The organism is Sphingomonas sp., from assembly GCF_039594485.1.
Classification (GTDB): domain Bacteria; phylum Pseudomonadota; class Alphaproteobacteria; order Sphingomonadales; family Sphingomonadaceae; genus Sphingomonas.
Map to the genome: position 1 here is coordinate 1 of NZ_JBCNNI010000027.1, position 26,211 is coordinate 26,211.

Consider the following 26,211-nt stretch of genomic DNA (forward strand, 5'->3'; position numbering starts at 1 on the left):
ACCACCGCCGCGGCGAACAGCATCATCAGCATCATCAGCCGCATATGCGTCGTCGCGACCAGCGCATGGCGCTGGCCGGCGGTGCGCTGCGTTCCGGCGGGGCGCGCGACGAGAACGCTCAACGCGCCCGCCGCGATTCGGTCTTGGCCCCCTTGAGGATGTCGCCCAGCGTCGTGTCGGACAGCAACTGGCGGTCGAGCATCGCCACTGCCTGCGGCCGCACCTTGGCGACGGCGGCGGCGGTGCGGACGGTCGCGATGGGGGCGGGCCTGGCCGCCTTAGGCGTGACGACACGCTCGGCCACCGCCTTGACCAGCTGCGGCTTGGGCAGGGCGACCTTGGCGAGCTGGACGACGGGAGCGGGGGCGATGGGCTGGGCGGGCTGGGCGGGCTTGACGGGCTGGGCGGCGGCAACGGCGACCGCGTCCGGCTGGGCGGGCGGAACCGGGGCGGGCGAAGGCTGCGAGGGGACGAGCAGCGCGGCGGTCTGAACGGGCGGGGTCGCGCCGTTCGCGACGTCGAGCGAGGCGAGCTGCGCCTCGTCGCCGACGAACTGGCCCGCGACCGGCGCGGTCAGCGCCAGCGTGTCGCCGTTCCATTTTTCGAGTTGGACCAGGTTGGCACGGGTGTCGAACTCGGTCTCCAGCGCGCGGATTTCCCGCTGGGCATTGGCGATGCGCGCGTTCACGTCGTCGAGCTTCTTGCGCTCCGACGCGACCTGCAGCGAGACGAGATAAAAGCCCAGGACGACCGCGACGCAGCTCCCGAACCAACCTATCCCCTTCAACCGATACGCCGCCGTCATACGCCCAACTCCTGACTCAACTCGCCCCCCGACGCCCTTCCCCGTCCCGCCGACCAGGCGGGTGACTCCGTTCGCGTGGCAAAGCGCAGCGTCGCCGAACGCGCGCGCGGATTGCGGGCCAGTTCCGCCTCGCCCGCGCGCACCGCCTTGCCCACCTTCGTAAAACTCGGCGCCCGCGCAGCGGCCTGTTCGGGCAGGTGGCGCGATCCCCCCGGCATCTGCCCCGCCCGCTCGCGAAAGAAACGCTTGACCATCCGGTCTTCCAGGCTGTGGAACGTCACCACCACCAGCCGCCCGCCGGGCTTCAACGCGCGCTCGGCCGCCGCCAGCCCCTCGGCCAGTTCGTCGAGTTCGCGGTTCACATGGATGCGGATCGCCTGGAAGGTCCGGGTCGCCGGATCCTTCTTGTCGTGCGGACGATAGCCGAGCGCCTTGCGCACCACCGTCGCGAGTTCGCCGGTGCGGGTCAGCGGGCGCGCGGCGACGATCGCCTGCGCGACCCGGCGCGAACGGGGCTCCTCGCCATAATGATAGAGGACATCGGCGATCGCCGCCTCATCGGCGCTATTGAGGAAATCGGCCGCCGACTCGCCCTCCTGCGCCATCCGCATGTCGAGCGGACCGTCGCCCTGGAAGGAGAATCCCCGCCCCGCCTGGTCGAGCTGCATCGACGACACCCCGATATCGAGCACCACGCCGTCGACCAGCGCGTCGAGGTCCTGATCCAGCCCGGAAAATTCGCGGTGGATCAGGGTCAGTCCCGGCTCGGTGGCGACCAGCGCCTGACCACCCGCAATCGCATCTGGATCGCGGTCGAAGGCAATGACCTTCGCGCCCTTCCCCAGCATCGCGCGGGTATAGCCCCCCGCGCCGAAGGTGCCATCGACATGCGTCTCGCCGGGCAGGATGGCGAGCGCGTCGAGCACTTCGTCGAGAAGGACGGGGATATGGGGGGCTTCGGGACGCACGGTCACAGCGCGATCCCCTTTTCGTGGCAGTGGAACCGTGCCGCCGATATCATCTTGGGTGGCAGGCCCGGCGTCTCGACCAGCGTCTTGGGATCCCAGATTTCGATATAGTCGAAGGTGCCCCAGAAAAAGGCATGGCCCGCGATCCCGGCGTGAAAACGGGGAAAGCCCGGCATGATGAAGCGGCCCGACCCGTCAAAGGGCACCGCCTCGCCATTCGCCAGGTCGCGCTTGATATTATAGTCGATCCGGCCGTCCGGCCCGCGCGACATCTCGGTCCGCGCGTCCAGTTCCTTCTTCAACACGGCGACATAACCCGGATCATAGGCGATCAGACAACGTTCGGTTTCGTGGACCGCGATGATGATGGTCCCGCCGTCCTTTCCGTCGGGGCGCGGAGCGTTTTGCGCCAGGGTGGAGCGGAGTGCATTCGGGATGGCAACGCGACCCTTGTCGTCGACAAGGCCAATGCCACTTCCCTGATACAAACCCCTTTCTGACACGCCAACCTCACACATGGCGCGCACGGCCTCACCGACCCGAATCCCGGCCATCGCCGCGATCCGACCATCTCTCGACAACAGTGAGCCTGCCCCTCTGTTAGCGCTTGGTTTACCTATAGCAGGACTGGGAGGCAACGGGATTTTTGGGGATAGCCGGGGAAATCACGGCAGAACCCCGATTTTTGAGACGAGCGACCGGGCGATGATCCTGTGGGACGTCACCACGGCATGCCCGAAAACGGCCGGGAATCCGGGCATATGGGCCCCTTTCCCCGGATTTCCCCGACCGGGCGCGATCGATCGAAGCGCGAAATCAACTTCGACGCTGAAAAAGGCCTGGACCCGGACGTGAGGGCACAGCCGCAGGACGGCAGGATGCGCCGCCGCGATTCGCGCCAGGCGCAGGCCACCGACTCAGTGGCCGGCGGGTGCCTGTGTGTTGACGGGGGCGGGAGCGACGCCGAGTTCGGCCAGCGGCTCGCTGGTCGCGGGGGCGGTCGTGTTGGCCACCGCCATGTCGGCGACCATGTTGGACTGGGCCGCTCCGGCGGCGACCACCGGAGGCTCGTCCCGATTTAGCGACCCCAGGATCGTACTGGCGATCGCGATCAGCAGGACAACGGCGGCAAGGCCGATCATGCCGACCTTCACACGCTGCATGATATGATGTTGATCGGGTGACTTCATGGAATTCGCTATGACTATCCTGCGCGCTTGTCGGTGTCGACCATCCGCGCGGACAAATCCGCGCGCCTAAAGTCCCTTTTCCGCCCGCCACGCCGGGTTGTGCAGCGTGGAGAGGTAGCGAAACCCCGTATCGCACAAAATGGTTGCGATACGCTTATCCGGGCCCAGCGACCGCGCCAGTGCCACCGCGCCCGCCACGTTGATACCAGAAGACAGGCCCAGGCACAGCCCCTCTTCGGCAAGCAGGCGCTGAACCCAATACCAGCCATCGGCGTCCGAAATCCTGAACTGGGTATCGACCGGCGCACCGTCCAGATTGGCGGTGATCCGCCCCTGCCCGATGCCCTCGGCGACCGACGTCCCCTCGGACTTCAACTCGCCATGCGCATAATAGTCGTACAGGGCCGCGCCATGCGGATCGCTGAGCGCGATGACGACATTCTCGTCATGCGCCTTCAGGCCCATGCCGACCCCCGCAAAGGTACCGCCCGTACCGGCGGCGCAGGTGAAGCCGTCGACCAGCCCGCCCATCTGGTTCCATATCTCCTCGGCGGTGCCGACGATATGCGCGCGCCGGTTGGCGATATTGTCGAACTGGTTGGCCCAGATCGCATTCTCCGTCTCCTCGGCGATCCGGCGCGAGGTGTGGACGAAATGACAGGGGCTGGAATAGGGCGCGGCGGGCACGAGGACCAGTTCGGCGCCCAGCGCGCGCAGCGTGTCCATCTTCTCGCGACTCTGTGTCTCGGGCATCACGATGATCGTGCGATAGCCCTTGGCATTGGCGACCAGCGCCAGCCCGATGCCGGTATTGCCCGCCGTCCCCTCGACGATCGTGCCGCCGGGGCGCAGCAGCCCCCGCGCCTCGGCATCCTCGACGATGAACAGCGCGGCGCGGTCCTTCACGCTGGCGCCGGGATTGGCGAATTCGCATTTGCCGAAAATGTCGCATCCTGTCGCCTCGCTCGGCCCCTTCAGGCGGACGAGCGGGGTGTTGCCGATCAGGGCGAGCGTGTCTGGGATCGCATCCATGTGCGCTAGATGGCCCCTGCCCCGCCGCGCGGCAAGCAAAGCCTTGCTTGGGTCAGGCCAAGCAGGACCACATGGATCATGCGAATCGCGACCGATCGAGGCGTTTTCTGACGCCCGGCGACATCTCCGGCTTGACGTGCGGTTGCTGCATTTGCGAACACCATGTCGCTATGAAGAGCATCCTCCCCCTCATCGTCGCCGCACCGCTGCTCGTCCTGGCCGCGTGCAATTCCAAGCCCAGCCAGCCCGAGGTGGTCGACACCAACCCCGATCCGATGGCCAATGTGCTCGCCAATCGCGCGCCGGTCGAGCTGCCCCCCTCGATCAAGTCCGAGAAGACGTTCCGCTGCAAGGACCAGAGCCTGGCCTTCGTCACCTTCTTCCAGGGTGACAAGCAGGTCAATGTCCGCCTGAAGGAAGGCGAGACCCCGGTCGTGCTGAAGGCCCCGGCCGCCGGTGAGCCGCTGACCGCCGAGGGCGGCTGGCGCCTGACGGGTGACGAGAAGACCATCACCCTGACCACCCCCAAGAAGGCCGCCCAGAGCTGCCACGTCTAAGCCCCTTCCCGTCCGGCAGACGGACGATTGGGACTTGATCGGAAACCGGCCGGCGGGGATATCTCCGTCGGCCTTTTTTTGGCGCATGTCGGGAGGTCGAACGAACCGATGGCCGCGATCGCGATCTACAGCCTGAAGGGGGGCGTCGGAAAGACCAGCATGGCGGTCAATCTGGCATGGTGCGCCGCCAGCCAGTGCGCGCGCCGCACCCTGCTATGGGATCTCGATCCGCAGGCCGCCTCGACCTGGCTGCTGGGCGGGGCCATGCCGGGCGACCGGGCCGAGGCGATGTTCTCGCGCGAGATCGCGGTCGAACGGCTGATCCGGCAAACGGCGATCGACCGCCTGTCGCTGATCGGGGCCGACGATTCGCTGCGCGGGCTCGACCTGCTGTTCCACAGGATCGACAAGAAGAAGCGGCTGGACAAGCTGATCGAGGGGCTGGACGGCTATGACCGGGTGTTGCTCGACTGTCCGCCGGGGCTGACCGAGACGACCGAGCAGGTCCTGCGCGCCGTCGATCTGATCGTGGTGCCGGTCGTCCCCTCCGCCCTGTCGGCCCGCGCGCTGGAGATGATCGACGGGCATGTCCGCGGCCGCGTTCCGCTGATGCCCGTCCACGTCATGGTCGACCGCCGCCGTCGCCTTCATGCCGATGCCGTCGCAGCCCATCCCGAATGGCCGGTGATCCCCATGGCCAGCCTGGTCGAGGCGATGGGGGAACACCGCGCACCCCTGGGGGTGTTCGCGCCGCGCAGCGTGGCGGCACAGGCCTATGCCACCCTGTGGCGGGCGATCGAACAGCGGCTGAGCGCCGCATGAGCCGCCGCGACGAACCCGGCACCGCCGAACGGCTGACCCCGCATCTCGTGCTCGGGGCCTATGCCGTCGGCGTCTTTCCCATGGCCGACACGCGGGAAACCGACCATGTCTATTGGGTCGAACCCCGCAAGCGCGCCATCCTGCCGCTGGACGGGTTCCACCTGTCACGCTCGCTGCGCAAGACGGTCGCCGCGGACCGGTTCCGCGTGACCGCCGACACCGCCTTCGAATCGATCATCCGCCTGTGTGCCGAAAGCGTGCCCGATCGCCCGGAGACCTGGATCAACTATGCGATCGAACGGGTCTTCATCGACTTGTTCGACATGGGGTTCGCCCATTCGATCGAGGTCTGGGACGGGGAGGAACTGGTCGGCGGCCTCTATGGCCTCGCGCTCGGGCGTGCCTTTTTCGGCGAATCGATGGTCAGCCGCCGGACCGACGCGTCCAAGGTCGCGCTGGTCTGGCTGGTCGCGCGGCTTCGCGCGGGCGGCTACAGCCTGCTCGACTGCCAGTTCCAGACCCCGCACCTCGCCAGCATGGGCGCGATCGAGATCAGGCGCGACGATTATGTCGTGCTGCTCTCCGACGCATTGGCGGGCGTGGTCGCGCCGGGCGCATCCGCCTCGGGCGTGTCGGCCGCAGGCGACTTCGGCGCGCTCGACCGCTTGGCCCCCGGCGTTGCCGCAGGCACGGTATCCGGGCCGGTTTCCGGCCAGGACATCGTGCAGCTCTTGGCCCAGACGTCATAGACGGGGTGCGGCACGACGTTCAGCGCCGGGCGTTCCTTGAACAACCAGCCTGAAAAGACACGCTGCCACCGCTGGTTCGCGCCACGCACGTCCAGTTGCACGAAGGCGCCCGTCAGTTGTTCGGGTTCCCAGGATGCGGTCTTCTCACAGGCACGCAGGCGGACCACCACATCATCGACGCGGATCGCCTGGCCGGGTTTCAGCGTCAGTTCGCGCGAGACGCCGTTGCGCTTGTTGAGCAGGCCGATCACGGCCACCCGCTCGGCCATCGGGGTACCGCCGCTGGGCAGCGCCGCCTGTCCGGTGTCGACCGATTCGATTCCCGATCCGGCTCCGGGGCGATCGGGCAGGATCTGGCTGACCGCCGATTCGTCCGCCGACGGCGCGCCCTGACGGGTCAGCGCATGATAGCCGAACCAGCCCCCGACCCCCAGCGCGGCGGCCAGCGTCGCGCCGGCCAGCCAGCGAGTCGCCTTCACCCCTCGGGCGTCCAGGCTTCATAGTCGCCGGTCGCGGCCTGACGATGGCCGCCCTTCTCCAGCGCGCCCGCCGGACGATAGGCCATGGCGGTGCCCGTCAGATTGGGCAGGGCGGGCTTCTGCCACGCGCGACGCGGCGGCAGCGAGCGGTCGGGCACGTCCTCGACCTGATGATGCAGCCAGCTGAACCATTCCGCCGGAACGCGGCTGGCATCGTTCGAGCCGTTGTAGATCACCCAGCGGCGGGGGCGACCGGCGGTATCGCTGCCGCCCTCGTAATAGAGGTTGCCATGCGCATCCTCGCCAACCTGCGTCTTGCCGCGCAGACCGAACCAGGTGCCGATGGTGGCGCCGTTCCACCAGGTGAAGGGATTGAGGTTGATGCCCATGATGCGCCGTGTAGCCCGGCTGTCGCCGCCCTTCAACAGGGTTCGGTGGAGAAGCCGTCCCCCGCGCGCCGATCAGTGTGGCCAGGAAACCTTGTCGCCCTCCGAAATGCCCAATTCCGCCGAGCGCCCGCCGACCAGTTCGAGGACGGCCGCCACCGGCTCGCCGGATGCGACAGGCGCCTCGGAAAAGGGCACGGTGTTCTCCGCGATCCGGGCGATCGTGCCGTCGGCGCGGATGAACAGGATGTCGAGCGAGGTGGGCGTGTTCTTCATCCAGAAGCTCGCCTCGCGCGGGCCGGTCCCATCCGGGGGATAGGGTGCGAACAACATGCCGCCATCGGGCTTCAGGTCGGTGCGGTACATCAGCCCCTGCTGCTGCTCGGCGGCGGTGCGCGCGGATTCGACGGCGAATCTGTGCGATCCGTCCGCGGTGGCGATCGTCACCGGGATGGTCGCAGAGCGGCGCCCCCCTTCCCCCTGCCCGTCACCCTTGGCGGTCGGGGCGGTGCCCGAGCATCCGGCGACCGGCAAGGCGACCAGCGCCAGCATCAGCGCCCAGCCCCAGGTCCGGCCCCAGGCCCGGCCGCGCCCCGCGCGCATCGGGCCGGTCATTCCGCCTGTGTCCGGGGCGTCACCACCACCGCCAGCGGCCCCTTCGGCCCGTCGACGATCCGCGCGTCGAGCGGCTGTCCGGGTTCGACCTCCAATATGCCGCCGCGACGCAGCGTCTCCATATGGACGAAGATATCCACCCCGTCGCGTTCGCGCAGCAAGAAGCCATAGCCCTTCAAGCGGTTGAACCATTTGACCGAAACCTGCTCTGGATCGCCCGCCTCGTCGACCAGCGCGATGGGGTCGATCCGGTCGGGCGCGCGCGCCCGCTTGGGCAGTTCGGCCACCGCATGGGTCAGATCGACGGCCAGAACCTCGCGCGCCTGATAACCGCGTGCGCCGCGCACCGCCCATAGCTCGATCCGTGCGCCCTCAGGCAGGCTGCGACGCCCATGCGGCTGCAGCACGGTGAAGTGCACCAGCACGTCACCATAAGTGGGATCATCCGCCACGACGAAGCCGAAACCCCGCGTCACGTCGAACCATTTGACGACCCCCGCCAGCCGCACGGCCATATCCGCCGCTTCGCCGTCGATGCCACCACCCGTATTTGGCGTTTCATCCAGCATCATCGCACCCTTGGGGTGTATTGCTAGCAGCATTGTTCGCGCTCGCAATGCAATGCATGGCAATTTTCCTGGATCGAAGCGGGACGAAGCCGCGGAAACGGCCGCAAGGCACGCCAAACGATTGAATCTGGATCAAGGATCGCCACCACCATCATCATCCCCATCGAGCATGTCGCCCGGCTCGGCCGATAGGATGCGGCGCGACAGGGCGCTGTCATGACCGGCGCGCATCATCGCCGCGAACTGTTTTTCGCGCATGGCCCGGTCCGCCTGCCCGTCCCCGAACGGACCGATTCGCCGCCGCCGGGCAAAGGCCAGCGCGGCATCGCGCGCCGCCTCCGCCACCTGCGGCGCGATCGCGGCGTGATCGTCCTCGCCGACCCGCGCCGCCTGAAGCGCCTGTCGGACGCGCCGCGCGCCCATCCCCCGCCGCGCGAGCGACGCCGCCTTGGCCTCGGCATAGGCGCGATCGTCGATATAGCCCAGCGCGACTATCCGCGCCGCCAGCCCGGCGACATCCGGGGGGCCCTCGCCCGCCCAGCCACGTTCGCGCCGCTTTCGCATCAGATAATCGACCAGCTTGCCTTCGGTGGTGGCGAAACGCTCGACATAGCGCAGGGCGAGTTGCTCCATCGATCGGGGGTCAAGCGGTTTGGGCGGGCGACGATCGGCGGGCACGCCTTGTTTGTGCCACACTGACACCGGATTTAGAACGCGGGAAGCCGCCATTTCTGGCGGAAAAGAATCACTCGCCCCGTCCGGTTGGGATGCGAGGGCGCAAGAGCATAAGGAACGAAGGCAAGGCCATGACGATCGAGCACCATCAGGACGACGCGCGCGCCATCATCGCGACGCCGACCGAAGATGCGCTGCCGCGCCGCTTCGCCGACTTCGACACGCTGGGCGAAGCCTTGGACTATGCCGCCTCGGGGGCGCGGGGGCTGAACTTCCATGATGCGCGTGGGATGTTGAGCCGTCCTTATCCCTTCGCGGAACTGCGCGAGGATGCGCTGGCCTGTGCCCGCCGCCTGATCGCCAGCGGGGTGAAGCCCGAGGACCGGATCGCGCTGGTGGCCGAAACGGGACCGGAATTCGCCGCGCTGTTCTTCGGCGTGATCTATGCGGGTGCCTGGCCGGTGCCGCTGCCGCTGCCGACCTCGTTCGGCGGGCGTGACAGCTATATCGAACAGCTTCGCGTCCAGCTCGCCAGCTGCGATCCCAAGATGCTGATCTTCCCGCCGGAACTGTCCCAGATGGCGGGCGCGGCGGCGGAAGCGGCAGGCGTCGAGGGGATCGACTGGGCCAGCTTCGCCACCCGCGAGGCACCCGAGGCGCCCCTGCCCGAGGCGAAGTCCGATGCGATCGCCTATCTGCAATATTCCAGCGGTTCGACCCGCTTCCCGCATGGCGTGGCGATCACCCACCATGCCCTACTCAACAATCTGGCGGCGCACAGCCATGGCATGGAAATCCAGGCCAGCGACCGCTGCGTCTCCTGGCTGCCCTGGTATCACGACATGGGCCTGGTCGGCTGCTTCCTGTCGCCGATCGCCAATCAGGTTTCGACCGATTATCTGAAGACCGAGGATTTCGCGCGCCGTCCGCTCGCCTGGCTCGACATGATCAGCCGCAATCCGGGCACCTCGGTCAGCTATTCGCCGACCTTCGGCTATGACATTTGCGCGCGCCGCATTTCGTCGCAGACCAAGGCGTCGGACCGGTTCGACCTGTCGCGCTGGCGACTGGCGGGCAATGGCGCGGACATGATCCGTCCCGACGTGATGCAGTCCTTCGTCGATGCCTTCGCCGATGCGGGGTTCCAGGCGACCGCCTTCCTGCCCTCCTATGGCCTGGCCGAGGCGACGCTGGCCGTGTCGATCATGCCGCCGGGCGAAGGCATCCGCGTCGAACTGGTCGAGGAAACCCAGCTCTCGGGCGGCGCGCGGGGTGCCGACCGGCCGCAGCGTTTCCGTGCGATCGTCAATTGCGGCAAGCCCGCGCGCGACATGACGATCGAAATCCGCGAGGAGGATGGTACGCCCCTGCCCGACGGTGCGATCGGCAAGGTGTGGTGCAAGGGCCCCTCGATCATGGTCGGCTATTTCCGCGATCAGGCGGCGACCGACGCCTGTCTGGTCGATGGCTGGCTCGACACCGGCGACATGGGCTATATGTCGAAGGGCTATATCTACATCGTCGGCCGCGCCAAGGACATGATCATCGTCAACGGCCGCAACCACTGGCCACAGGACATCGAATGGGCGGTCGAGCAGTTGCCCGGCTTCAAGGCGGGCGACATCGCCGCCTTCGCGATCACGACGCCGGGCGGCGAGGAAACCCCCGCCGTACTGGTCCAGTGCCGCAGCTCGGATGACGAGGAGCGCCTGCGCCTGCGCGACGAGATCCGCGAGCGGGTGCGCGCGGTGACGGGCATGAACTGTGTGATCGAACTGATCCCGCCGCGCACCTTGCCCCGCACCAGCTCGGGCAAGCTGAGCCGCGCCAAGGCCCGCAACCTGTATCTGGCGGGCGAGATCAAGCCGTACGACGTCGCGGCCTGATCGTTCGGATCAGCCGTTGAAAAAGGGGCTCGGCCGGTTGGCCGGGCCCTTTCTCATGAAAAGGATCGGGGGCGTGGGGGCCGTTCCGCCCGATCAATCCTTCAACGGATCATGCCCCCAGTTCATCAGCGAATAGCGCCAGGGCGAATGCTCGACATCCTTGTCCGGCCCGCCTTGCTTGAGATGACGGTGCACATAGCCGACGACCTTGTTCATATGCGCATAGTCGTCGTCGGTCAGATCGGCCTTTTTCTTGCGCCTGATCGCGATGATCCTGCGGCCGGAGGCGTGGCCGACGCTTTCGCCCGACCCGCCCGTCTTCTGCCCGACCGCCTTCGACTTGTCGCTATCCAGGAATGTTTCCAGCTCGGCGGGGGCCATGTTCACGACCTCCCTGAAATCGGCGTAGATGCGGTCGTGATCCTTGGCCATGCGCGGCTCCTTTCGGCGGGGTCAACGCGGTCGGCCGGATTTCGGGTTCACATCGATTCCGCGCTTACAACATCCCCTCATAGCTTTGCGGCGGCACCGGCATGGTCGCCCGCGCGACACAGCCCGCGACCAGCAGGATCGCCAGGACCGCCATCGTCGCGCGAACGATCCGCGGGTCACCGCGCCACGGCTTGGCCAGGATCAGGCCCAGCGCACAGGCGATCACAGCCCAGAGGTGATAGCGGAAGTCCGACGCCACGCTGATCAGGAGGAAGCTCGCCTCCAGCCCCAGTGCCGATCCGAACAGCGCCCCCGCCAACCCATTGCCCCGCATCACCGCCAGTCCGCCCGCCGCCAGGACCATCCAGATGACCGGCCACATGATCGGCAGGTCGACAAAGGGATGCGCCATATGCTGCCATGCCAGGGCCACCCTGCCCGGCTGCCCCAGGTGATAACCGTTGGGCTCGCTCCCCTCGGGAGGCGCGCCATTGGGCCAGCGGGGCGCGACCCAGAGCCGCCAGGTCGAATTGACATGCGCCAGCCGCTGTTCCGCATAGGCGAGCGGATGATGCAGGATCGCGGGGGCCAGCCGCGCATAGAGTTGGCCCGGCGGCACGGTGTCGAATCGATTCAGCCGATCGCCGCAGCGCGACGGCTCGCCCAGCGAATCCCAGAAAAAGGCGCGCACGCACTGTTTGGCGCGCATTTCCGCGACCTCCTCGGGCGAGAAGCCCAGCCGGGGGTCATAGGCCACCCGCACCGCGATCCCGGCCAGGTCATAAAGCGCCTGCGATCGTGCGACGCCGCTGGGCTCGGCACCGAGCAGCCGGTGGTTGACGAACGGGGACAGACCCAGGGTCGCCAGCGTCAGCCCGATGACGATCGCGATCCGGCCGCGGCACCGACCCGCCGTCAGCAGCGCGACGAGCGGCGCCACCGCGAAAATCGCATTGGCCCGCACCAGCGCGGCATAGACAAGCAGCAGACCGGCCGCCGCCCATCCCCAATACGGCACGGCCCGGTCCCGCAATCGCCACCAGCCGATGAGGCCCACCGCGCCCAGCAAGGCGCCGGTCATCTGCGCATCCTTCAGGATCGCGACCTGCCAGCCCAGCCAGGGGGGCACCAGCCCCACCGCCAGCACGGCGAGCGCCGCGCGCGGCCGCCGGTCGACGATCGCCGCCGCGATGCCCCCCAGCCCCAGCCACCATCCTGCCAGTTGCAGCACCAGCATCGGCGTCGCCCCCCAGCCCAGGAACAATGACCAGAGCCGCGCCATGATCGGGGGATGCCAATCATCATACTCGCCGGTCAGCGCCTGCGTATATTGGCCGACGCTGTCATATTCGACATAGCCCGGAGCGAAGACCAGCACCGACAGCCCGAACAGGATCAGGGCCGCGATGACGATGCGCAGGCGGTGGGAATGGGCTCGGGTCATGGCTCGCGGTCAGGCAGTTTCGATCCCAGCGATGCGACCAAATGCCATCGTTCCGCAAGCGGATTGCGCAGCCGCGCTTGGCCCACGCCCGCCCCTAACGTAATGGGCGCCTCTGGTGGGGGGCGAAGGGATGGGCATGCAGGACGCGCTGGTGATCATCGACATGCAGATGGAGATGCAGGCGCGGATCGATGCCGGGCGGCCCCACGTCAATCCGGGCGCGCCGGATGCGGTCGCGGCGCTCGCCGCCTCGTTCCGCACCGCCGGACACCCGGTGATCCATGTCCGCCATGCCGCAGGTGATCCGACGTCGCCGCTGCATCCCGACGCACCAGGCTATCCGCCGATGCCCTGCGCGCAGGCGATCGAGGGGGAGGCCGTCTTCGTGAAGCGCCAGTCGTCGGCCTTCGCCGCCACCACGCTCGAACAGCATCTGCGCGAGCGCGCGCTGACCCATCTTCATGTCGTCGGCGCAGTGGCGGGCTTCTGCGTCGCCTCGACCGTGCGCGCGGCGGCCGATCTGGGGTTCCGGGTCAGCGTGGTGCGGGATGCCGTGATCGGCTTCGACCTGCCCTCCGCCGGACTGGAGGCGAGGACCATCTTCGATGTCACCATGGCGCTGCTGGAAGCGGATTTTGCCGAGGTGGTGGATAGCGGCACGGTGATCGCCCGTCTCTGAGCGGGGGCGAAGGCCGAGCCCCCTCCACCCGCAACGAAAAAGGGGCCCGCCACCGCGAGCCCCTTCCCGATTCGGAAACCGGAAAAACCGGATCAGATGTGCAGTGCGCGCCCATAAGCGGCCAGCACCGATTCGTGCATCGATTCCGAGATGGTCGGGTGCGCGAACACCGTTTCCATCAGTTCGGCCTCGGTCGTCTCCAACTGGCGGGCGACGACATAGCCCTGGATCATCTCGGTCACTTCCGCGCCGACCATGTGCGCGCCCAGCAGCTCGCCGGTCTTGGCGTCGAACACGGTCTTAACGAAGCCCTCGGCCTCGCCCAGCGCGATCGCCTTGCCGTTGCCGATGAAGGGGAACTTGCCGACCTTCACGCTGTAACCGGCTTCCTTGGCCTTCGCCTCGGTCAGGCCGACGCTGGCCACCTGCGGGCGCGAATAGGTGCAGCCCGGGATGTTGCCCTTGTCCATCGCATGGGGGTGGACATCCTTGTTGCCCAGCGCCTGTGCAATGGCTTCGGCGGCGATCACGCCCTCATGGCTCGCCTTGTGCGCCAGCCACGGAGCCCCCGTCACGTCGCCGATCGCCCAGATGCCGTCGACATTGGTGCGGCCATAGCCGTCGGTCTTGATGTGACCACGGTCGGTCGTGATGCCCAGCTTCTCCAGACCGATATTCTCGGTATTCGGCACGATGCCGATGGCGACGATGGCATGGCTGAACTCGGCGGTCTCGACCTTGCCGTCGGGGCCCTTGATCGTCGCCTTGACGCCCGATGCGGTCGCTTCCAGCTTCTCAAGGCCGGTCCTGGTCTTGATGGTCATGCCGAACTTGGTCAGCTGCTTGGTCATAAAGTCGCTGACTTCGGCGTCCTCGACCGGCATGATCCGGTCGAGCATCTCGACGATGGTCACTTCCGCGCCCATGTCGTTGTAGAAGCTGGCGAACTCGACGCCGATCGCGCCCGAGCCGATGACCAGCAGCTTGGTCGGCATGGCGGGCGGCACCATCGCATGGCGATAGGTCCAGATACGCTCGCCGTCGGCCTTGGCGAAGGGCAGGTCGCGGGCGCGCGCGCCGGTGGCGACGATGATGTGCTTGGCGGTCAGCTCGGTGGTCTTGTCGCCCTGGACGACCGACAGCTTGCCCTTTCCGGTAATCGTGCCGACGCCTTCATGGACGGCGACCTTGTTCTTCTTCATCAGGCCCTTGACGCCCGCATTGAGCTGGCCCGCGACCTTGCGGCTGCGGTCGACCACCTTTTCCAGGCTGAACGAGGGCTTCTCGACCGACAGGCCGTACTGCGCGGCATGGGTCATGTAATGATAGACCTCGGCCGAGCGCAGCAGCGCCTTGGTCGGGATACAGCCCCAGTTGAGGCAGATGCCGCCCAGCCGCTCGCGCTCGACGATCGCGACCTTCAGGCCAAGCTGGCTTGCGCGGATCGCCGCGACATAGCCGCCGGGGCCGGAGCCGAGGACGATAAGGTCGTAAGTGTCAGCCACTTTGCTCTTCCTTTTGAACCCGCGCCTAGGCGGTGCGTGGGGTGCAACCCCGAGTAAATGTCAGTCAGTCTTCTGCGGAAGCCATCGGCGGAACAGGGCGCGGCCTGCGATCCTTGTCGGTCGCGACGAACACGAAGCGCGCCTGGGTCACCTTGGTCGCGTCCTCCACATGGCGGGCGCGACGCCAGGCCTCGACCTCGATCGTCATCGACGTGTTGCCGACCCGGACGAGCGTGGCATAGACCGACACCTCGTCACCGACGAGCACGGGGGCGTGGAACTTCATCCCCTCCGCCGCGATCGTAACCGCGCGGCCGCCCGAATGGCGGGACGCCACCGAACCGGCCGCCAGGTCCATCTGGCCCATCAGCCAGCCGCCGAAGATATCGCCATAAGGATTGGCGTCCGAGGGCATGGCCGTGACGCGGATCGTGGGGTGCAGATCGGGCAGCATGCTCATTGCTCGGAATGTCTCCTCGCCATGCGGTCGGCGATGCGCGCGCGGTGGAGCGGGCCGACGCCCATCGCCACCGTCGCGACCATCGCGCCGATGCCACACCACCAGATTTCGGCCCGCCCCAGCGGATAGGCCCATGCGGCGGCCCAGGTCATGACGAGCGCCGCCGCCAGACCCAGGACGATATAGAATAGTTCGATCAGAACCCGCATGAAGCCCGCCCCCGTGTCGATATGACCGTCCGTCAGGCCAGCATCGCCAGCGGACGCTCGACCAGTTCCTTGAACACCTTCATCAACTCCGCGCCGTCAGCGCCGTCGATGGCACGGTGGTCGAAGCTGCCGGTCGCCGACATGACGGTCGCCACGCCAAGCTGGTCGTCGACGATGTACGGACGCTTCTCGCCCGCGCCGATCGCCAGGATCATACCCTGCGGCGGGTTGATGACCGCCTCGAACTGCTTGATGCCGAACATGCCCATGTTCGAGATCGAGGCCGTGCCGCCCTGGAATTCATGCGGTGCGAGCTTATTGTCGCGCGCACGGGCCGCCAGATCCTTCATCGTGGTCGAGATGGACGACAGCGAGCGGGTATCGGCCTCCGACACGATCGGGGTGATCAGGCCCGCAGGCGTCGACACCGCGACCGATATATCGGCGCGCTTGAAACTGATAAGCTGGTCCGGCGTGAACATGACGTTGCACTTCGGCACCGCCATCAGGGCGACGCCCAGCGCCTTGATCAGCATGTCGTTGACCGACAGCTTCACGCCACGCGATTCGAGACCGGCGTTCAGTTCGCCACGCAGCTTGAGCAGCGCGTCGAGGCGCACGTCCACCGTCAGATAGATGTGCGGCACCTGCTGCTTCGATTCGGTCAGGCGACGCGCGATCGTCTTGCGCATGTTGGACAGCTTCGACGCCTCGTGCGGGATATCCGGCACCTGCGCGGGCTTGGGCGCCGCGGCCGGGGCAGCAGCGGCTTCGGTCGGAGCCGAGGCCGATGCAGCCGGAGCCGCCTTGGCCTGGCCCGGCTGCGCATTCTCGACGTCCGCCTTGACGATGCGACCGTTCGGCCCCGAGCCGGTCAGCGCCGACAGGTCGAGACCCTTTTGCGAGGCGATGCGGCGCGCCAGCGGGCTGGCGATCGCGCGGCCATTCCCGGCGCGGCCCGAATCGGCGGGCTTGCCGTGGTCTTCGGCTTGGGCGAGCGTCCGCTCGGCGGGCTTGGCCTCGCTGCCGGTCTTGTTGGGATCGGTGGGGTCCGTCGGCATGGGCTTGGCCGGGGCCGGCGTTTCCGACTTGGCGGGGGCCTGGACCGACGAGGCGTCCTCGCCCTCTTCGGCCAGAATCGCGATGACGGTGCCGACCTTCACATTGTCGGCGCCTTCGGCGACGAGGATCTTGGCGATGACGCCTTCATCCACCGCCTCGAATTCCATCGTCGCCTTGTCGGTTTCGATCTCGGCCATGATATCGCCGGACTTTACCGTGTCCCCTTCCTTCACCAGCCATTTGGCCAGCGTGCCTTCCTCCATGGTCGGCGACAGCGCGGGCATCTTTATCTCGATCGACATGGAGGTCCTCTCGGGGCAAACCAATTCCGTAGCGGCCCGTCTCTTGCGCCCGAATGGCGCTCGGTCAAGTCATGGCCTTGCACGAAATGCTATGTAACGGCATCGGTTGGAGACAATAAGGGGGCCGCCATGCGCATCTATCTGGTCGTGATCGACGACAGCCCGGAATCCCGGATCGCCCTGCGCTTCGCCGCCAGGCGCGCAGTGAAGACCGGCGGCGGGGTCGAAATCCTCACCGTCCTGCCGCCGCAGGAGTTCATCGCCTTTGGCGGCGTGCAGGCAACGATGGAGGACGAAGCCCGCCAGCAGGCCGAGGCGTTGCTGGCGAGCGCGGCCGGCACGATCCTGGACGAATCGGGCGTCCGCCCGTCGATCACGGTGCGCGAAGGCGACGGGCCGAAGGTGATCCGCGATATGATCGCCGCGAATCCAGACATCGCCGCGCTGGTGCTGGGCGCGGCGGCGAGCGGCGCACCGGGCAAGCTGGTCAGCCATTTCTCGGGCACCGATGCGGGTGCCCTGCCGGTTCCGATCATGATCGTGCCGGGGTCGCTGACCCCCGAGGCGATCGACCGGCTGAGCTGATCCTGCCGGGCGGTCCGCCCCTGTTCCGAAAGGGGACGATCGGCGTCAGCGGGTCTCCCACCGGGTCGGCGCATTGTCCTGCCACCCGACGCGGTGGAGCAAGGGGGTGTCGTCGTCCCATTCGGCATGGCCGAGACAGAGATAGGCGGTGAACACCCAGTCGGGCGGCACCGCGAACAGCCGCTCCATGGCCTGGGGATCGAGGATCGACACCATGCCCATCCCCAGATTGGCCGCCCGCGCCGCGAGCCATAGCGTATGGATCGCCATCGCGGTCGACTGACGCAGCGTCTCGGGCATGGTGCGGCGGCCAAGGCCGTGCCCCTCCGCCGGGTCGACATGGGTGAAGACAGCAAGCTGCACCGGCGCGGCGTCCAGTCCGGCCAGTTTCAACGCGCGATAAGCGGCGGCTTGTTCGTCGGCATAGTCGTCCGCCGCTTCCGCGTCGCATCTTCGGAAGTCAGCGCGAACCGCGGCGCGAAGTGCGGGGTCCTCGACCCGGATCACCCGCCAGGGCCGCGCATTCCCGACCGACGGGGCAAGCGCCATCGCATCGGCCAGTCGCGCCAGGATCGCCTCATCGACCGGATCGCTGCGGAAGTGCCGGACGTCGCGCCGCCAGCGCAGGATCGTCTCCAGTGTCGCGGCCTGGGTCTCGTCAAAGCGCATGCTCGTCCTCTTTCCGGCCCGGAACATCCCGCTTCGCTTGTGCGTCATGGCCCCGCGCTGCAATCGATTTTTCTTTCATGCAAGGAGACCAAGCGACCGTGAGCGAACGGAAATTGATGCTTCTCGGCTGGATCGCCACTGCGACGGCGGTGGCCATGTACCTGTCCTATATCGACCAGATACAGCTTAATCTCGCCGGACAGAAGGGTTCGACCATCCAGCCGCTGGCGACCATGGTGAATTGTTCGCTGTGGGTCGCCTATGGCTTCATGCGCAAGAAGCGGGACTGGCCGATCGTGTTCGCCAATGCGCCGGGGGTTATCCTGGGCGGGATTTCGCTGTTCACCGCGCTATGATGTCGCGCCCCGCGCCACCCGTTCGGGATGGCGCGGGGCACGCGGCCGATCAGGCCGCCTTGTCCTTCCACACCAGCACGGGCTTGCGCGCGGCGAGCGTCTCATCGAGGCGCGCGCGCGGCGCGAAATGCGGCGCGGTCTTGAGCGACGCATCGCCCGCCTTGGCCCGCTCCGCCACCGACGCCAGCGCGCCGATGAACTGGTCAAGCGCGGCCTTCGATTCGGTCTCGGTCGGCTCGACCAGCATCGCGCCGTGGACGACCAGCGGGAAATACATGGTCATCGGGTGGAAGCCTTCATCGATCAGCGCCTTGGCGACGTCGATCGTCGAGAAGCCCTCAGCCAGATTCTCGTCCGAGAAAATGGCTTCGTGCATGCACGGGCCGCTCTTGGCGAAGGGAGCGTCCAGCGTGCTTTCCAGCGAACGCAGGACGTAATTGGCGTTGAGCACCGCATCCTCGGCGACCTGGCGCAGGCCGTCCGCACCATGGCTGAGGATATAGGTCAGCGCGCGGGTGAACATGCCCATCTGGCCGTGGAAGGCGACCATGCGGCCGAAGCTGTCGGCGTGATGGTCCTCGGCATTCTCCTCCTCGACCAGCCGGAAGCCCTCGCCCGTCTTTTCGACGAAGGGCAGCGGGGCGAAGGGCGTCAGCGCTTCGGAGAAGACCACCGGCCCCGAACCCGGCCCGCCGCCGCCATGCGGGGTCGAGAAGGTCTTGTGCAGGTTGATGTGCATCGCATCGACGCCCAGGTCGCCCGGACGCACGCGCCCGACGATGGCGTTGAAGTTCGCGCCGTCGCAATAGACATAGCCGCCCGCCGCATGGACCGCGTCGGAAATGTCCTTCAGGTCACGTTCGAACAGGCCGCAGGTGTTGGGGTTGGTGATCATCACGCCCGCCACGTCCGGCCCCAGCCGCGCCTTCAGCGCCGCCGTGTCGACACGCCCGTCCGCGGTCGCAGGGATATCCTCGACCGAGAAGCCCGCGAACGCCGCCGTTGCCGGGTTGGTGCCGTGCGCCGATTCGGGGACCAGGATCACCTTGCGATGGCCCTCGCCGCGCTTTTCCAGCGCCGCCTTGATCGCCAGGATACCGCACAGCTCGCCATGCGCGCCCGCCTTGGGGCTCATCGCGACCGAGGTCATGCCGGTCAGCGTGACCAGCCAGTGTGCGAGTTGATGGATCACCTCCAGCGCGCCCTGCACCGTGTCGACGGGCTGGAGCGGGTGGACGTCGCTGAACCCGGGCAGACGGGCCATCTTCTCGTTCAGGCGCGGATTGTGCTTCATCGTGCACGAACCCAGCGGGAAAAGGCCCAGGTCGATGGCGTAATTCTGACGCGACAGACGGGTATAGTGACGCACCGTCTCCGGCTCCGACAGGCCGGGCAGGCCGATCGCGCTCTTGCGCGACAGCGCGCCCAGCCGCGAACCGGCGACATCGCCCTCGGCGAAATCGACGCCGGTGGTCTCGCTGTCGCCGATCTCGAAGATCAGCGCCTCTTCCAGCATCAGCGCGCGGTTGCCGGTGAAGGTCGCTGCGACCTCGCCGTCCTTGGCCTCGGGGCTCGTGGGCTTCCAGCCGCTCTGGTTGATCGTCATGCCAGCACCTCCTCAAGCGCTTGGGCAAGCGTCTCGATATCCTCCGCCGTCACCGTTTCGGTGACCGCCACCACCAATCCGTTCGCAAGCGCGTCCTCCCCCGGATAGAGCCGCCCGAGCGACACGCCCGCCAGCACGCCGCGCTCGGCGAGCGTCCGCACGATCGGACGCGCTTCGCGGCCCAGGTCGAGCGTGAACTCGTTGAAGAACACGTCGTTGACCAGCTTCACGCCCGGCACCTTGGCGAGGCGATCCGCCGCGCGGCAGGCATTGGCATGGTTGATCCCCGCCATCCGGCGCAGACCCGCCTCGCCCAGCAGCGTCATGTGGATCGAGAAGGCGAGCGCGCACAGCCCCGAATTGGTGCAGATGTTCGACGTCGCCTTTTCGCGGCGGATATGCTGCTCGCGGGTCGAGAGCGTCAGCACGAAGCCGCGCTTGCCGTCCGCGTCCACCGTCTCGCCACAGAAGCGGCCCGGCATCTGGCGGATATACTTATCCTTGCAGCCCATCAGGCCGACATAGGGCCCACCGAACTGAAGCCCGACGCCCAGCGACTGGCCTTCGCCGACGACGATGTCGGCGTCCATCTCGCCGGGCGAACGGATCGCGCCCAGCGCGACCGGCTCGGTCACGACCGCGATCAGCAGCGCCTTCTTGGCGTGGCACGCCTCGGCCAGCGGGGTCAGGTCGGCGATGCGGCCGAGAATGTCGGGATACTGGACGACGACGCAGGACGTGTCGCCGTCGATCGCCGCGATCATCTGGTCGATATCGGTCTCGGCGGTCAGGACCGGCGCGGCCGTTTCCAGCGTGTCGCCGGTATATTTCGCCATCGTCTTGGCGACCGAGACATAATGCGGGTGCAGTCCCGAGGACAGGATCGCCTTGGACTTCTTGGTGATGCGCCGCGCCATGCCGATCGCTTCCCAGCACGCGGTCGAGCCGTCATACATGGAGGCATTGGCGACATCGGTGCCGAGCAGACGCGCGACCTGCGTCTGGAACTCGAACAGCATCTGCAACGTGCCCTGCGCGATTTCCGGCTGATAGGGCGTATAGGCGGTCAGGAACTCTCCGCGCTGGATGATGTGATCGACGCTGGCGGGCACATGGTGCCGATACGCGCCGCACCCCAGGAAGAATGGCACGTCGCCCGCCACGGTATTCTTGCGGGCGAGCGCGGTCATGTGTCGTTCGACCGCCAGTTCGGAGGCGTGGTCGGGCAGCCCCGCGATGGGGCCGGACAGGCGGGCGGATTCGGGCACATCGACGAACAGGTCGTCGACCGATCCGGCACCGATGACCGAGAGCATCTCGGCCCGATCGGAAGAGGTAAGGGGCAGGTAGCGCATCAGCGATCCTTGACGGTGGCGCGCGGTGCGCCGAAAATGCGAACAATCCGGGTCGGCATCAATTCCGGCCCATGGTCGGTACAAACTTCACGGCGGCACTCTGCGGTGACGCGCCCTTCGATCACGACTTCGTGACCGACGGCATCGGCGAGCGAAGGCGTCAGGTCCGCATTATCGCCGATGCTAATTGAGGCAGACGAACCGCCGCCTTGCATCGGCCTGGAGCGCAAATCGCAACCCCAGGTGCCGCATTCCAACCAACCCCGAATCCGAACCACCCGGCCATCCCAGTCTTCCAGCCCCCGCGACAATTGCGCAGGGGAAAGATCGACCGGTTCGGCGGCAGCCTGTGCCGTCAGCAGGAGGAATGCGGCAAAGCCGTTCACAGCTTGGCGACGAACGCGGCGTAGGCGGTTTCGTCCATCAGGCCTTCCAGCTCCGAGGCGTCGGACAGGGTGATCTTGAAGAACCAGCCCTCGCCTTCCGGGTCGGTGTTGACCAGGCCCGGCTCGTCGGAAAGCTGGGCATTGCCCTCGATCACGGTGCCCGAGACGGGCGCATAGACGTCCGACGCGGCCTTGACCGACTCGACCACGGCGGCCTCGTCGCCCTTGCTCAGTTCGCGGCCGTCCTCGGGCACATCGACGAACACGATGTCGCCCAGCGCACCCTGCGCGTAATCGGAGATGCCGACCGTGCCGACATCACCGTCGACGTCGATCCACTCATGATCTTCGGTGAAATAGCGGCTCATGATCACTTGGCTCCTGAACGAACGTAACGATGGGGGACGAAGGGCATCGCCGTGACGGTGGCGTCATGGGTCTTGCCGCGTTGAAGCAGTTTGACGCTGGTGCCGGGGGCGGCCAGCTCGATCGGCACATAGGCCATGGCGATCGGCGCGCCCATCGAGGGGGCGAAGCCGCCGCTGGTGACGCGGCCGATGACCGAACCGTCCTCGGCGACCACCGACGCGCCCTCGCGCACCGGCTGGCGGCCCGCGACGGTCAGGCCGACGCGCTTGACGGCGGGACCATTCTCCCGCTCGGCGAGGATCCGCTCGGCACCGAGGAAATCGGCCGCCTCGCGACGCTTCTTGGCGAGCGCGAAGCCGAGATCGGCCATCACCGGCGTCGTTTCGGGGTCGAGGTCATGGCCGTAGAGCGGCAGGCCCGCCTCCAGGCGCAGCGAGTCGCGCGCGCCCAGACCGATCGGCTTCACTTCCGCCTGCTCGCAGAGCAGGTCGGCAAAGGCGGCGGCATGTTCGGCGGGGATCGAGATTTCGTAACCGTCCTCGCCGGTATAGCCCGAGCGGCTGATCCACAGCGGCACGTCGTTCCAGGTGAAGTCGGCGGCGGTCATGAACACCAGGTTCTCGACGCCCGGCACGATCCGCGCCAGCGCATCGACCGCCTTCGGCCCCTGGAGCGCCAGCAGCGCCTGCTCGTCGAGCAGGTTCAGCGTCGCATCGTCGGGGATGAAATCGAGCAGATAGGCGATGTCGTCATATTTGGTCGCGCCGTTGACGACCATGTAGAGTTCTTCCGCGCCGTCCAGGGTGCGCTTCGTCACCATCAGGTCGTCGAGGATGCCGCCCTCTTCGTTCAGCAGCAGCGAATAGCGGTTTTTGCGATCACCCAGCCCGATAATGTCACCCGGCAGGACCTTTTCCAGCGCGGAGATGACCGGGGCGAGGCCATTGTCGCCGGTGAAGACCACCTGGCCCATATGGCTGACGTCGAACAGCCCGGCCGCCTCGCGGGTCCAGAGATGCTCGGCCATGATGCCTTCATACTGGACGGGCATGTGATAGCCCGCGAAGGGCACCATCCGGCCACCGCGCGCGCGGTGCCAGGCGTCCAGCGGCAATGTCTGGATAATCTCCTGACCCTCGGGGGCGTCTTCTACATTCAGGTCGGTTGCGTCACTCACGGGGCCGGTCTCCGTCAAAGGGTGTCGGCTAGGGACGTGGCTGTCCTTACCCGATCCGATCCCCCTCTGTCACGGAACCTGAGAGCTTTCGCCGGAATGTCCGGCTTACCCCTTCGGTGGCGCCGCGCGGTGTGTCTCCGCCGGTGCGCTTTCCAGAGTGTCGATGGCGATCGCGCGGTCCCATTTGCCTGAGAGATTCCGGGGTGGTTGCTCCTTCGGCGGCCGGGCTTTGAAGGCCTGAAAGACCCACCCGACGCTCTCCCGCGCGCGCCCATGCTGGATACTGCCAGCACCGACGCCGCGCCCTCTGCCGGGCGGCCGGGCGCAAGTCAATCGGCATCGGTGGCGGATGCGATCAATATTGTGGAAAGCGCGCTGACTGTCGCGTCACAGGCGACTGGCCGACAGGTTCCAAGTCGGAAAGCAGCGCCGAATTTCCCAGGGTTGGGACACACCCTCCATTGCGATTGACTCGCATAATCACCCGCATTAGCGGGCCATTCCAGAGGGGGAATGAAATGATGGTTATTCGATCGACCTTGGCTGTCCTGTTATGTTCGGCGGCGGCGCCACTGGCTGCGCAGGTCGCGCCGCCGGCGGCCGGCACCGACGCAAAGGACACCGGCAACAAGGACACTGGCAACAAGGACACTGGCAACGACATCGTGGTGCTGGGGGAAAAGGCCAACCGCACGCTTCAGGAAACCCCGGCCAGCGTCGCAGTCACCACCGGCCAAACCATCGACGACCAGAATCTGCTGAGCGTCTATGACGTCCTCCAGCGCACGCCCAACGTCTCGATCGGGGCCAACCGGAACACCTTCACCATTCGCGGCATCGACGCCTTCAACGTTTCCGGCGCGGGCGACGGGGCACTGGCCAGCGTCTATGTCGATGGTGCCGTGCTGCCCCGTGCTGCGCTGCAGACCGGACCGCTCGACCTGTTCGACATCGCGCAGGTCGAGGTGTTTCGCGGGCCGCAATCGACCGTGCAGGGCCGCAACGCGCTCGCGGGGGCCGTGATCGTGCGGACCACCGATCCCGACTATGACTGGAGCGGCAAGGCGCGCGTCATGCTGACCGGACCGGACGGACAGCGGCGCGCCGCACTCGCGGTCGGCGGCCCCATCCTGGGCGACCAGATCGCCTTTCGCGTCAGCGGCGAGGTCACGCAGTCGGACGGCCTGATCTACAACACCACGCTCCACCGCGACGCCGATATGCGCCGGTCGGAGACGGTGCGCGGCAAGCTGCTCGTCACGCCCGATGCGCTGCCGGGGCTGCGGGTCATCGCGACCTATGTCCATGACCGCCATGTTCGCGGCGCCACCTCGGTCGAGTTCGACGCCCCCTATTCGCCCACCGATCGCATCGTGACCGAGGATGTCGCGACCGACACCCGCGTCGTCAGCGACATCGCGACGCTGGAGGCGCATTACGCACTGGGCGGCGGGTTCGACCTGACCTCCGTCACCAATTATTCGAATGTCCGTGCGCGCTACATCGCCGATCCCGATCGAAACCCCACGCCGGGCCAGAGCAGCCTGACCCGCGATCCGGCCAAGACCATCCAGCAGGAGGTGCGGCTAGGCATCGATCTGGGCTGGGTCCAGGGCCTGGTCGGCGCCTATTATCTGCGCGAGGACAATCGCGACTATCTGTTCGAGGCGACGCAGAATCTGAACCTGACCCGACTGGGCGTCGACCTTCAGTTGCTGGCGCTCGGCCTGTCGCAGCCGGTGGTGAACACGGTGCTGGGGTTTTATGGCGGCGTGGTTCCGATCAAGAACAGCCTGACCCAGCCGCGCCTGACCCGCAATCTGGCGGGCTTCACCGACCTGACCTTCCCGCTGACCCAGCAGCTCAAGCTGCGCGCGGGCCTGCGTTACGACAATGAGCGCCAGCAGCGCGGGGCCAGCCAATCGGTCACGCTCAACGGCACGCTACCCGATCCGACCCGACTGCCGGTCCCGGCGCTGGCACCGATCGTCACCCGGCTGAACGCGCTGCTGCTCGCGACCGCCGCCGGCGCCACCAGTAACCAGCCGACCCGCACCATCACCTATGGCGCCTGGCTGCCCAAGCTGGGCCTGACCTGGGACGCCGCCACCAATATCGGACTCAGCGCGACCGTGCAGCGCGGCTATCGCGCGGGCGGGGCCGGGATCAACCAGCAGCGGGGACAGGCCTTCACCTACTCGCCCGAATATACCTGGAACTACGAACTGGCGCTGCGCTCGGACTGGTTCGACCGCAAGCTGAGCTTCAACGCCAACGCCTATTATATCGACTGGCGCGACCAGCAGGTCTCGGTGCAGCTGACGCCGGGCATGGTGTTCGATACCCAGGTGGTCAACGCGGGCAAGTCGCGGCTCTATGGGCTCGAGGCGGAGTTGCGTGGACGACCGACGCGGACCCTGGACCTGTACGCCGGGGTGGGCCATTCCCGGTCGAAATTCCTCGACTTCACCTTGCCGGCCGGCGCGGCGCTGGGCGCGGGAACCGGCAACGAGTTCGCCAACGCGCCGCACTGGACCGCCTCCGCCGGGGGAACATGGCACAGCGCGGGCGGACTGTTCGTCAACCTCAATGCGACCTATCGCGACGCCTATTTCCAGGACACGATCGACCAGACGGTGCGCGACATCCGCCCGCTGACGCTGGTCAACGCCAAGCTGGGCTGGCAGGGGCGGCATTTCGGGGCCTATCTGCTCGCCAGCAACATCTTCGACCGGCAACAGCCGAGCGCCTTCTACACCGATTTCGACGGACGCGTGCGCGGCACGATCACCGAGCCGCGTGTCCTGGGCCTGAGTTTCGAGGGGCGGTTCTAGGGTCTGCCTTCCTGACGTGGGGGCGGCATCGAATCCCGCCCCCCGATA

General features: G+C 67.0%; 29 protein-coding genes, 1 pseudogene and 1 riboswitch. Of the genes and pseudogenes, 8 read left to right on the forward strand and 22 right to left on the reverse strand.

Annotated elements, in window-relative coordinates:
• Window positions 1–118: 118 nt before the first annotated feature.
• From ABDV78_RS13470 to ABDV78_RS13490, 5 genes are all read right to left on the reverse strand, one after another.
• The gene (locus ABDV78_RS13470; protein WP_343527901.1) at window positions 119–805 is read right to left on the reverse strand and encodes a hypothetical protein; all 687 of its coding nucleotides are present in this window, start codon (window positions 803–805) and stop codon (window positions 119–121) included.
• Complete coding sequence (gene rsmH, locus ABDV78_RS13475) at window positions 802–1,779, reverse strand: 16S rRNA (cytosine(1402)-N(4))-methyltransferase RsmH (protein WP_343527902.1); 978 nt, start codon at window positions 1,777–1,779, stop codon at window positions 802–804. The genes ABDV78_RS13470 and rsmH overlap by 4 nt, the downstream gene beginning before the upstream one ends.
• Window positions 1,776–2,261, reverse strand: a complete 486-nt coding sequence (locus tag ABDV78_RS13480; RefSeq protein WP_343527903.1) for a division/cell wall cluster transcriptional repressor MraZ — start codon at window positions 2,259–2,261, stop codon at window positions 1,776–1,778. Before ABDV78_RS13480 ends, rsmH begins: the two co-directional genes overlap by 4 nt.
• A 429-nt stretch (window positions 2,262–2,690) precedes the next feature.
• Complete coding sequence (locus tag ABDV78_RS13485) at window positions 2,691–2,936, reverse strand: hypothetical protein (RefSeq protein WP_343527904.1); 246 nt, start codon at window positions 2,934–2,936, stop codon at window positions 2,691–2,693.
• A gap of 93 nt (window positions 2,937–3,029) precedes the next feature.
• Window positions 3,030–3,995, reverse strand: a complete 966-nt coding sequence (locus ABDV78_RS13490; protein ID WP_343527905.1) for a cysteine synthase A — start codon at window positions 3,993–3,995, stop codon at window positions 3,030–3,032.
• Window positions 3,996–4,165: 170 nt separating this feature from the next.
• Here ABDV78_RS13490 and ABDV78_RS13495 point away from each other — a divergent pair, with 170 nt between their 5' ends.
• The 3 genes from ABDV78_RS13495 (at window position 4,166) to aat (ending at window position 6,123) form a co-directional block, all read left to right on the forward strand.
• Window positions 4,166–4,552: a hypothetical protein gene (locus tag ABDV78_RS13495; protein ID WP_343527906.1), complete on the forward strand. Its 387-nt coding sequence runs from the start codon at window positions 4,166–4,168 to the stop codon at window positions 4,550–4,552.
• Window positions 4,553–4,660: 108 nt separating this feature from the next.
• Window positions 4,661–5,374, forward strand: a complete 714-nt coding sequence (locus ABDV78_RS13500) for a ParA family protein (protein ID WP_343527907.1) — start codon at window positions 4,661–4,663, stop codon at window positions 5,372–5,374.
• On the forward strand, window positions 5,371–6,123 hold the full coding sequence (gene aat / locus ABDV78_RS13505) for a leucyl/phenylalanyl-tRNA--protein transferase (protein ID WP_343527909.1): 753 nt from the start codon (window positions 5,371–5,373) through the stop codon (window positions 6,121–6,123). The genes ABDV78_RS13500 and aat overlap by 4 nt, the downstream gene beginning before the upstream one ends.
• 35 nt (window positions 6,124–6,158) lie before the next feature.
• Here the strand turns inward: aat and ABDV78_RS13510 are convergent.
• The 5 genes and pseudogenes from ABDV78_RS13510 to ABDV78_RS13530 form a co-directional block, all read right to left on the reverse strand.
• Window positions 6,159–6,392: pseudogene (locus tag ABDV78_RS13510) on the reverse strand (DUF2155 domain-containing protein); the annotation flags it as partial.
• 206 nt (window positions 6,393–6,598) lie between these two features.
• On the reverse strand, window positions 6,599–6,991 hold the full coding sequence (locus ABDV78_RS13515; protein ID WP_343527910.1) for an NADH:ubiquinone oxidoreductase subunit NDUFA12: 393 nt from the start codon (window positions 6,989–6,991) through the stop codon (window positions 6,599–6,601).
• Between the two features lie 72 nt (window positions 6,992–7,063).
• Complete coding sequence (locus ABDV78_RS13520) at window positions 7,064–7,603, reverse strand: DUF192 domain-containing protein (RefSeq protein ID WP_343527911.1); 540 nt, start codon at window positions 7,601–7,603, stop codon at window positions 7,064–7,066.
• Window positions 7,600–8,118: a cold shock domain-containing protein gene (locus tag ABDV78_RS13525; RefSeq protein ID WP_343527957.1), complete on the reverse strand. Its 519-nt coding sequence runs from the start codon at window positions 8,116–8,118 to the stop codon at window positions 7,600–7,602. Before ABDV78_RS13525 ends, ABDV78_RS13520 begins: the two co-directional genes overlap by 4 nt.
• A gap of 186 nt (window positions 8,119–8,304) precedes the next feature.
• Complete coding sequence (locus tag ABDV78_RS13530; protein ID WP_343527912.1) at window positions 8,305–8,805, reverse strand: RecX family transcriptional regulator; 501 nt, start codon at window positions 8,803–8,805, stop codon at window positions 8,305–8,307.
• 173 nt (window positions 8,806–8,978) lie between these two features.
• Here ABDV78_RS13530 and ABDV78_RS13535 point away from each other — a divergent pair, with 173 nt between their 5' ends.
• Window positions 8,979–10,733: a fatty acyl-AMP ligase gene (locus tag ABDV78_RS13535; protein ID WP_343527913.1), complete on the forward strand. Its 1,755-nt coding sequence runs from the start codon at window positions 8,979–8,981 to the stop codon at window positions 10,731–10,733.
• Window positions 10,734–10,826: 93 nt separating this feature from the next.
• Here ABDV78_RS13535 and ABDV78_RS13540 read toward each other — a convergent pair whose 3' ends face one another.
• Both ABDV78_RS13540 and ABDV78_RS13545 read right to left on the reverse strand, forming a co-directional pair.
• Complete coding sequence (locus ABDV78_RS13540) at window positions 10,827–11,165, reverse strand: DUF3140 domain-containing protein (RefSeq protein ID WP_343527914.1); 339 nt, start codon at window positions 11,163–11,165, stop codon at window positions 10,827–10,829.
• 64 nt (window positions 11,166–11,229) lie between these two features.
• Complete coding sequence (locus tag ABDV78_RS13545) at window positions 11,230–12,609, reverse strand: hypothetical protein (protein WP_343527915.1); 1,380 nt, start codon at window positions 12,607–12,609, stop codon at window positions 11,230–11,232.
• 136 nt (window positions 12,610–12,745) lie between these two features.
• Here ABDV78_RS13545 and ABDV78_RS13550 point away from each other — a divergent pair, with 136 nt between their 5' ends.
• Window positions 12,746–13,288, forward strand: a complete 543-nt coding sequence (locus ABDV78_RS13550; RefSeq protein WP_343527916.1) for an isochorismatase family protein — start codon at window positions 12,746–12,748, stop codon at window positions 13,286–13,288.
• Between the two features lie 92 nt (window positions 13,289–13,380).
• On the opposite strand, the gene lpdA is transcribed toward ABDV78_RS13550, so the two are convergent.
• The 4 genes from lpdA to ABDV78_RS13570 all read right to left on the reverse strand — a co-directional run bounded on the left by lpdA (window position 13,381) and on the right by ABDV78_RS13570 (window position 16,826).
• Entirely contained in the window at window positions 13,381–14,793 is a 1,413-nt protein-coding gene (lpdA, locus tag ABDV78_RS13555; protein WP_343527917.1) for a dihydrolipoyl dehydrogenase, read from the reverse strand.
• 64 nt (window positions 14,794–14,857) lie between these two features.
• Complete coding sequence (locus ABDV78_RS13560; protein ID WP_343527918.1) at window positions 14,858–15,253, reverse strand: acyl-CoA thioesterase; 396 nt, start codon at window positions 15,251–15,253, stop codon at window positions 14,858–14,860.
• Window positions 15,250–15,462, reverse strand: a complete 213-nt coding sequence (locus ABDV78_RS13565; RefSeq protein ID WP_343527919.1) for a hypothetical protein — start codon at window positions 15,460–15,462, stop codon at window positions 15,250–15,252. The genes ABDV78_RS13560 and ABDV78_RS13565 overlap by 4 nt, the downstream gene beginning before the upstream one ends.
• Before the next feature lie 32 nt (window positions 15,463–15,494).
• Window positions 15,495–16,826 carry a pyruvate dehydrogenase complex dihydrolipoamide acetyltransferase gene (locus tag ABDV78_RS13570; protein ID WP_343527920.1) on the reverse strand — a complete coding sequence of 444 codons (1,332 nt, stop codon included), beginning with the start codon at window positions 16,824–16,826 and terminating at the stop codon, window positions 15,495–15,497.
• Between the two features lie 129 nt (window positions 16,827–16,955).
• Here ABDV78_RS13570 and ABDV78_RS13575 point away from each other — a divergent pair, with 129 nt between their 5' ends.
• On the forward strand, window positions 16,956–17,411 hold the full coding sequence (locus ABDV78_RS13575) for a universal stress protein (protein WP_343527921.1): 456 nt from the start codon (window positions 16,956–16,958) through the stop codon (window positions 17,409–17,411).
• A gap of 45 nt (window positions 17,412–17,456) precedes the next feature.
• Here ABDV78_RS13575 and bluB read toward each other — a convergent pair whose 3' ends face one another.
• Window positions 17,457–18,080, reverse strand: coding sequence for a 5,6-dimethylbenzimidazole synthase (bluB, locus tag ABDV78_RS13580; RefSeq protein WP_343527923.1), 624 nt, complete (start codon window positions 18,078–18,080; stop codon window positions 17,457–17,459).
• A gap of 98 nt (window positions 18,081–18,178) precedes the next feature.
• Between bluB and ABDV78_RS13585 the strand changes: the two genes are divergently transcribed.
• Window positions 18,179–18,436 carry a SemiSWEET family transporter gene (locus ABDV78_RS13585; RefSeq protein ID WP_343527924.1) on the forward strand — a complete coding sequence of 86 codons (258 nt, stop codon included), beginning with the start codon at window positions 18,179–18,181 and terminating at the stop codon, window positions 18,434–18,436.
• Between the two features lie 49 nt (window positions 18,437–18,485).
• Here ABDV78_RS13585 and gcvPB read toward each other — a convergent pair whose 3' ends face one another.
• From gcvPB to gcvT, 5 genes are read right to left on the reverse strand one after another with little or no spacing between them, the layout of a single operon-like run.
• Window positions 18,486–20,042 (reverse strand): aminomethyl-transferring glycine dehydrogenase subunit GcvPB, encoded by a 1,557-nt coding sequence (gene gcvPB / locus ABDV78_RS13590; RefSeq protein WP_343527925.1) that lies wholly within the window; start codon window positions 20,040–20,042, stop codon window positions 18,486–18,488.
• Window positions 20,039–21,397 (reverse strand): aminomethyl-transferring glycine dehydrogenase subunit GcvPA, encoded by a 1,359-nt coding sequence (gene gcvPA, locus ABDV78_RS13595; RefSeq protein WP_343527926.1) that lies wholly within the window; start codon window positions 21,395–21,397, stop codon window positions 20,039–20,041. The genes gcvPB and gcvPA overlap by 4 nt, the downstream gene beginning before the upstream one ends.
• A complete protein-coding gene (locus ABDV78_RS13600) occupies window positions 21,397–21,783 on the reverse strand; it encodes a hypothetical protein (protein ID WP_343527927.1) in 387 nt (128 codons plus the stop codon). Before ABDV78_RS13600 ends, gcvPA begins: the two co-directional genes overlap by 1 nt.
• Window positions 21,780–22,151: a glycine cleavage system protein GcvH gene (gcvH, locus tag ABDV78_RS13605; protein ID WP_343527928.1), complete on the reverse strand. Its 372-nt coding sequence runs from the start codon at window positions 22,149–22,151 to the stop codon at window positions 21,780–21,782. Before gcvH ends, ABDV78_RS13600 begins: the two co-directional genes overlap by 4 nt.
• A gap of 2 nt (window positions 22,152–22,153) precedes the next feature.
• Entirely contained in the window at window positions 22,154–23,329 is a 1,176-nt protein-coding gene (gene gcvT, locus ABDV78_RS13610) for a glycine cleavage system aminomethyltransferase GcvT (RefSeq protein ID WP_343527929.1), read from the reverse strand.
• A gap of 165 nt (window positions 23,330–23,494) precedes the next feature.
• Window positions 23,495–23,603, reverse strand: a riboswitch (glycine riboswitch).
• 244 nt (window positions 23,604–23,847) lie between these two features.
• On the opposite strand from gcvT, the gene ABDV78_RS13615 reads away from it, so the two are divergent.
• Window positions 23,848–26,163, forward strand: a complete 2,316-nt coding sequence (locus tag ABDV78_RS13615; protein WP_343527930.1) for a TonB-dependent receptor — start codon at window positions 23,848–23,850, stop codon at window positions 26,161–26,163.
• Window positions 26,164–26,211: the final 48 nt, after the last annotated feature.